This is a genomic window from Saccharomonospora saliphila YIM 90502 (genome assembly GCF_000383795.1).
Classification (GTDB): domain Bacteria; phylum Actinomycetota; class Actinomycetes; order Mycobacteriales; family Pseudonocardiaceae; genus Saccharomonospora; species Saccharomonospora saliphila.
Map to the genome: position 1 here is coordinate 81,246 of NZ_KB912704.1, position 5,032 is coordinate 86,277.

The window sequence follows — 5,032 nt, forward strand, 5'->3', positions numbered from 1 at the left end:
CGCGTCGCCCGCCTCCTCGGCAGGGCCCGCGTCCTCGGCCGCGGCCCCGCGTTCCGGGCCGCCCTGGCGGTTCTGCTGCCCGGGGGCACCGAGGCTCGGTGCCGTGGACAGGCCCAGCGCCACCGTCATGCTCGTCAGCAGAACCAGGCCACGCCGTAACGGCGTCGATCTCCCACGCCCGTCACGGGGTAGAGCTGACCATCTCCGTCGACTCATCTCTACTCCTTACTTGGGGTGTCGGCACACCGGTCGCGGTGTGCGCTCACCAGCCGGCGACTCAGGCGCCGGCATGCCCGTGGTACCGGTCGAGCGCCTCCTGGGCGCCCGGCGGCATGCTTCCGTCCTCGTTGCGGACCAGGAACACACCGGCCATCCCGCCGTCGGAGTGGAACTGCACATGGCAGTGGTACATCCACGCGCCGGGACCCACGCCATCCCCCGCGATCACCTGGAACCCGAACGAGTCCCCGGGATTGAGGTCGCGGTTGTCGATGACCCGGCTGGGGTCGTTGGGACCCTCCAGGTACCCGGTGCGGTTGTCGGCCCACTTGTGGGCGTGCAGGTGGAAGGTGTGGAAGTTGTTGCCGTGCCCGATGGCGATGAACTCCACCCGTTCCCCGAGATTGGCCTCGAGCACCGGCACGTCGGGCGCCATCCGGTTGTTGATGGTCATGTCGTTGAACACGACCGTGAACTGGCGGTCGGGCAGGACATCGCCCCTGCGCCGCACGATGAGGGCGCCGTAGAGGCCCTTGCGCAGACCCTCCGTCCCGTGTGGAGTGCCCATCGCGTGGTCGTGGTAGTGCCAGTACCCCGCGCTGCCGGGCATCCACAGCTTGCCCGGCCCCTTCGACTGCGGCCGGGAACGCCAGACGTAGGTACGGGTCTCGCCCGGCTCGTTGAACGAGTCGTTGAGCGGGGCGCCGTCGGAGTCGACGCTGTAGTCCACGCCGTGCGGGTGGATGGACAGCCGCGTGTCGGTGGTGTTGACGAGCTCGATCTCGAGGGTGTCGCCCTCCCAGATCTCCAGGATCGGGCCGGGGACGGTGGCCTTGCCCGGTTCGAGCCCGTACCCGATCATGCCGTCCGGCAGTTCCTCCGCGTACATCGTGATGCGACGCGTCTCGCCGTCGTGGCCGTTGCCCCGGCCGTTACCGGGGTCGGCCGCGACGGCCGAGCCTCCGCCGAGACCGGCGACGGCGACCGGCGTCACGACGCCCGCCGCGGCACCGGCCAGCATCGAGCGGCGTGACACTCCTCGTCCGAGCGGATTGTCCCGGGCGTTGCCATCGGTCATGTGATCTTCGCCTCCCGCGAGAACAGATTCCGTCGGGACGTTAATTACTTAGGGCCAGCGCGTAAATATCTACGATCGGAAAAGTCCGACTTCTGATGCAACAAAGCAGAAGTCTGTACGCTGAACGGAGTAGCGAGTTGCGCCGACCGGCCCAAGAACGCGCGGGGCGGGGGCCACGACGCCCGTGACCCCCGCCCCGCGTGGCGGACTCTCGCGCTTAGGCCGAATGGCGTACCCCAGTGCTCTCCCCGCCCCGGCAACGTCGTCCGGCTCGCCGGTGGGACGCGGGCACGAGACTCAGCCGGGCCGCGCGCACCGGACACGACGAGGCCCCTCCCCCGTTCACCACGGGGAAGGGGCTTCTCAGCAGGGACGCGGAGTGCGTTCAGGAGGTGGTCGCGGTGCGCTGCCGGGGCGCGGCCGCGGCGGCGGGCGCGAAGCTCGTCGTCCCGCGCACCTCCAGGTTGACGAACCGCGGCTCGCCCTCACACAGAGCACGCAACCGGTCCGCGAACCGACCCGTCTCCGGGTTCTCCGAGTTCACCCGCGCCTGCTCGGCGTTGGGAAACTCCACGATCTCGACGTACTGTTCCGCCCGGTCCCTGTCGGCCGCCAGCACGCCCCAGCGCGCGGTGCGGTCCGCGCCGATGGCATCGGCCCACTCGTCGGTCAGCCGCTCGACCTCGTCGATGCGGCTCGTGCGGAACTCGATCAACTGCACGAACGCCCCCGGCTCCGTGTCGGCCACCGGCTCGTCGGCCAGATCGTGCCGGATGCCCTCACGCAGGGTGTCGTCGTCGGTGTGGCCGTGCACGTCCACCATGTGCGTCGCCGCCGCGCGGACGAGTTCCTCCTCCTCCCCGCTCATCGTCAGCGTGCAGCCGGCCACGCTCGGTGTGCTGCGGCAGTCCACGTACTTCCTGGTCATCGCGGTTCCCTTCTCGCGCGGTCGTTCCGTTGTCGCTGTGCTTGACTTCACCAGGCACGCGGGCGCAACGTCGATACGCACACCACGCACGACAGGGCCGCACGCCATGTACCTCCCCCTCGACACGGTGCGCAGAGTGGTATCCCTTGTGGACTCACTGTCCGCGCCGCGGGATCAGGACCAGTTCGCACGGCAGTCGCTTCCGCTGCTGTCGGACATCCTGTCGTGTGACACGCTCACCTACCACGAGGTGTGGCTGGCCTCCGGAACGATTCACCACCTCCGGCTCCACCGGGTCGGGTCGTGCCCGCCGCCTCCGGGGACGCGCTTCCACGCGCGCCTGACACTCGCCCCCGACCCCGGCTTCCGCGCGGTGCTCACCTTCTCCCGATCCACCCGGGCGTTCTCCGACGTCGAGCACGACGTGCTGTCGCTGCTGCGGGACCCGCTGACCTCGGCGCTCGCGCGGTCCCGGGAGCACACCGATCCCGCGGCGGCCACCGACGGCGACGGCGGCGGGACCGTCACACTGACCGGACGCGAACGGGAGGTCGTCGCCCTGGTCGCGCGCGGGCGGACCAACGTCGCCATCGCCCACGAACTCGCCGTGAGCCCGAGGACAGTGGCCAAGCATCTGGAACACATCTACCGCAAGCTGGAGGTGGCGGGGCGGGCCGCGGCGGTCGCCCGGGTCCTGCGGTGACCGGCGCGGCCCCGAGCGCTACGGTGTGCTCCCCGCGCGGCCTCGACGCCGACGACGCCCCACCCCACGCGGGCCGCGCGGGTCAGTCCCGCAGCTCGTAGATCAGGTTCATCTCGCTGGAGGCCGCGACCTCCGCCGAGCCGAACCCCGCCTCGTGCGCGAGCTCGCGCATGCGGCTGGGTCCCACCTGGTTGCCGAGCCCGTAGGCGGGCGTCTCGGACAGTCCGCTGGGCAGGCAGATCAGCATCGACGCCCCCGCGAGCAGCCGCCCGAGCGGGTTCACCGCCTCCGACAGCGCGTCCCAGCTCATCGGCTCGACCAGCATCACCGACCCGCCCTCGGCCAGCGACGCCCGCGCCGCGCGCAGCGCCGCCATCGGGTCAGGCATGTCGTGCAGGCAATCGAAAAAGGTGATCAGGTCGTAGGTGCCCTCCAGCTCGTTCGCCCCCGCCGTGCGGAAGGTGATGCGATCGGTCACCTCGGCGTCGGCGGCACGCTGCTGTGCCAGCACGATCGACGGGGCGTGGTAGTCCAGGCCCACGAACGTGCTCGCGGGGTAGGCCCGCGCCATGAGGACGGTGGACGCGCCGAGGCCACACCCGACATCGGCGACCCGGCCCCCGGCGAGCAGCTTCTCCTCGATCCCGGTCAGCGCCGGAATCCAGGAACCGGTGAGGTTCGCCAGGTAACCCGGGCGGAAGAACCGCTCGGTGCCGACGAAGAGGTCGTCGTGGTGTTCGTGCCAGGCCACGCCCTCCCCGGTGCGGAAGGCGTCGGTCAGCCGGTCGAGCATGCGGGTGGCCGCCGTCAGCGTCTGAAACGCGCCGGCGACGTAGCCGGGGCTGTCCGGGTTGGTGAACGCCTCAACCTGCTCCGGCGCGAGGTGATACCGCACCGCCGCCGAGGAGCCCGCGTCCGCCCCGTCGAAACTGACATAGCCCGCCGTGGCCATCGCCATCAACCACTCGCGCACGTACCGCTCCCGCAGGCCGGTGCGCTCGGCGAGCTCGGCCGAGGTCATGGGTTCCTTCCCGGCGAGGGCGGTGAACAGGCCGAGCCGGTCGCCGAGAAGCGCCAACGGCACGGTCACGGCCGCGCCCGCGTCGGTGACGACCTGACCGACCAGTGCCTCCAAGCGTTCCTGGAGTTCGGCATCCGGTTCCGCCGTGGCCGTGGTCCCGGCGCCCACGTCGTCCGGTGGTTTCGTCGAGGTCATGGGTCTCTCCTTTCGTCCGCCCTCAAGCAGACGTCCGCGGCCTCACGTGGGTCCATACGCACACCGCGCGCGTGCCCGGTCGACTGACTGATTCGCACCAGCGCGGGCGGCGCTTAGCGTCCCGCCCATGACGCCCCGTACAGCCACCCCCGACGAACCGGACCCCGCCCCAGCCGTCCCCCCGTCCGCGCCCCGGCAAGCCGGACCCGCCCGCACCCGCTGGGCGGGTGTGGGCGCCCTGGCGCTGGCGATGCTGGTCGTCACCTCGGAGATGAGTCTCGCCGGGGTGGTGATCCCGCGCATCGGCGCGGACCTCGACGTCGCACCGGCGGTGACGGCGTGGGTGCTGCTGGCCTACGCCCTGCCGATGGCTTCCGTGTCGATCCCGGCCGGACGCTGGATCGACGGCGCGGACCCCCGCGCGGCACTGCTGCTGTCGATGACGGTGGTCGCGGTGACGAGCGTGCTGGCCGCGCTCGCGCCCACGATCTGGCTGCTGCTGCTCGCCCGGCTGATGCAGGGACTCGCGGCGAGCCTGACCCTGTCCGGCTACATGCCGCTGATCGCCCTCACCGTGCGCCCCGCACAGCGCGGCCGGGCGGTCTCGCTCGTAGTGACGATCATGACCGTCGGCGGGATGGCGGGCGCCTCCGCGGGCGGGCTCGTCGCGGGAGAGCTCGGCTGGCGTGCGGTGCTGCTGCTCAAGTTGCCGCTCGTCGCGGCGGTGCTGTGGTTGGCCCGGCGGGCGATGCCCCGGACGGGGCGGGGCCTGCCCCGGCCCGGGGCGTCGACGACGGTGGAAGCGTTTCTCCTGGGAGGCGGCGTCGCCGCGCTGCTGCTGGCGGTCGAGAACACCGCCGAGTCCCCGGGCCTGGCCGCCGCGCTCGC

At 71.5% G+C, this 5,032-nt stretch carries 5 protein-coding genes; 2 read left to right on the forward strand and 3 right to left on the reverse strand.

Annotated features, from left to right (window positions below; all coding sequences use genetic code 11):
• Positions 1-277: 277 nt before the first annotated feature.
• Both SACSA_RS0116565 and SACSA_RS0116570 read right to left on the reverse strand, forming a co-directional pair.
• On the reverse strand, positions 278-1,297 hold the full coding sequence (locus SACSA_RS0116565; RefSeq protein WP_028661954.1) for a multicopper oxidase domain-containing protein: 1,020 nt from the start codon (positions 1,295-1,297) through the stop codon (positions 278-280).
• A 385-nt stretch (positions 1,298-1,682) separates the two neighbouring features.
• Positions 1,683-2,225 carry a DUF1059 domain-containing protein gene (locus SACSA_RS0116570; protein ID WP_019818840.1) on the reverse strand — a complete coding sequence of 181 codons (543 nt, stop codon included), beginning with the start codon at positions 2,223-2,225 and terminating at the stop codon, positions 1,683-1,685.
• A gap of 136 nt (positions 2,226-2,361) precedes the next feature.
• On the opposite strand from SACSA_RS0116570, the gene SACSA_RS0116575 reads away from it, so the two are divergent.
• The gene (locus tag SACSA_RS0116575; RefSeq protein WP_332253383.1) at positions 2,362-2,928 is read left to right on the forward strand and encodes a helix-turn-helix transcriptional regulator; all 567 of its coding nucleotides are present in this window, start codon (positions 2,362-2,364) and stop codon (positions 2,926-2,928) included.
• An 82-nt stretch (positions 2,929-3,010) separates the two neighbouring features.
• Here the strand turns inward: SACSA_RS0116575 and SACSA_RS0116580 are convergent, their stop codons facing one another.
• On the reverse strand, positions 3,011-4,144 hold the full coding sequence (locus SACSA_RS0116580; RefSeq protein WP_019818844.1) for a methyltransferase domain-containing protein: 1,134 nt from the start codon (positions 4,142-4,144) through the stop codon (positions 3,011-3,013).
• Between the two features lie 127 nt (positions 4,145-4,271).
• On the opposite strand from SACSA_RS0116580, the gene SACSA_RS26305 reads away from it, so the two are divergent.
• A partial coding sequence (locus SACSA_RS26305) for an MFS transporter (RefSeq protein ID WP_232212978.1) occupies positions 4,272-5,032 on the forward strand: 761 nt, incomplete at its 3' end.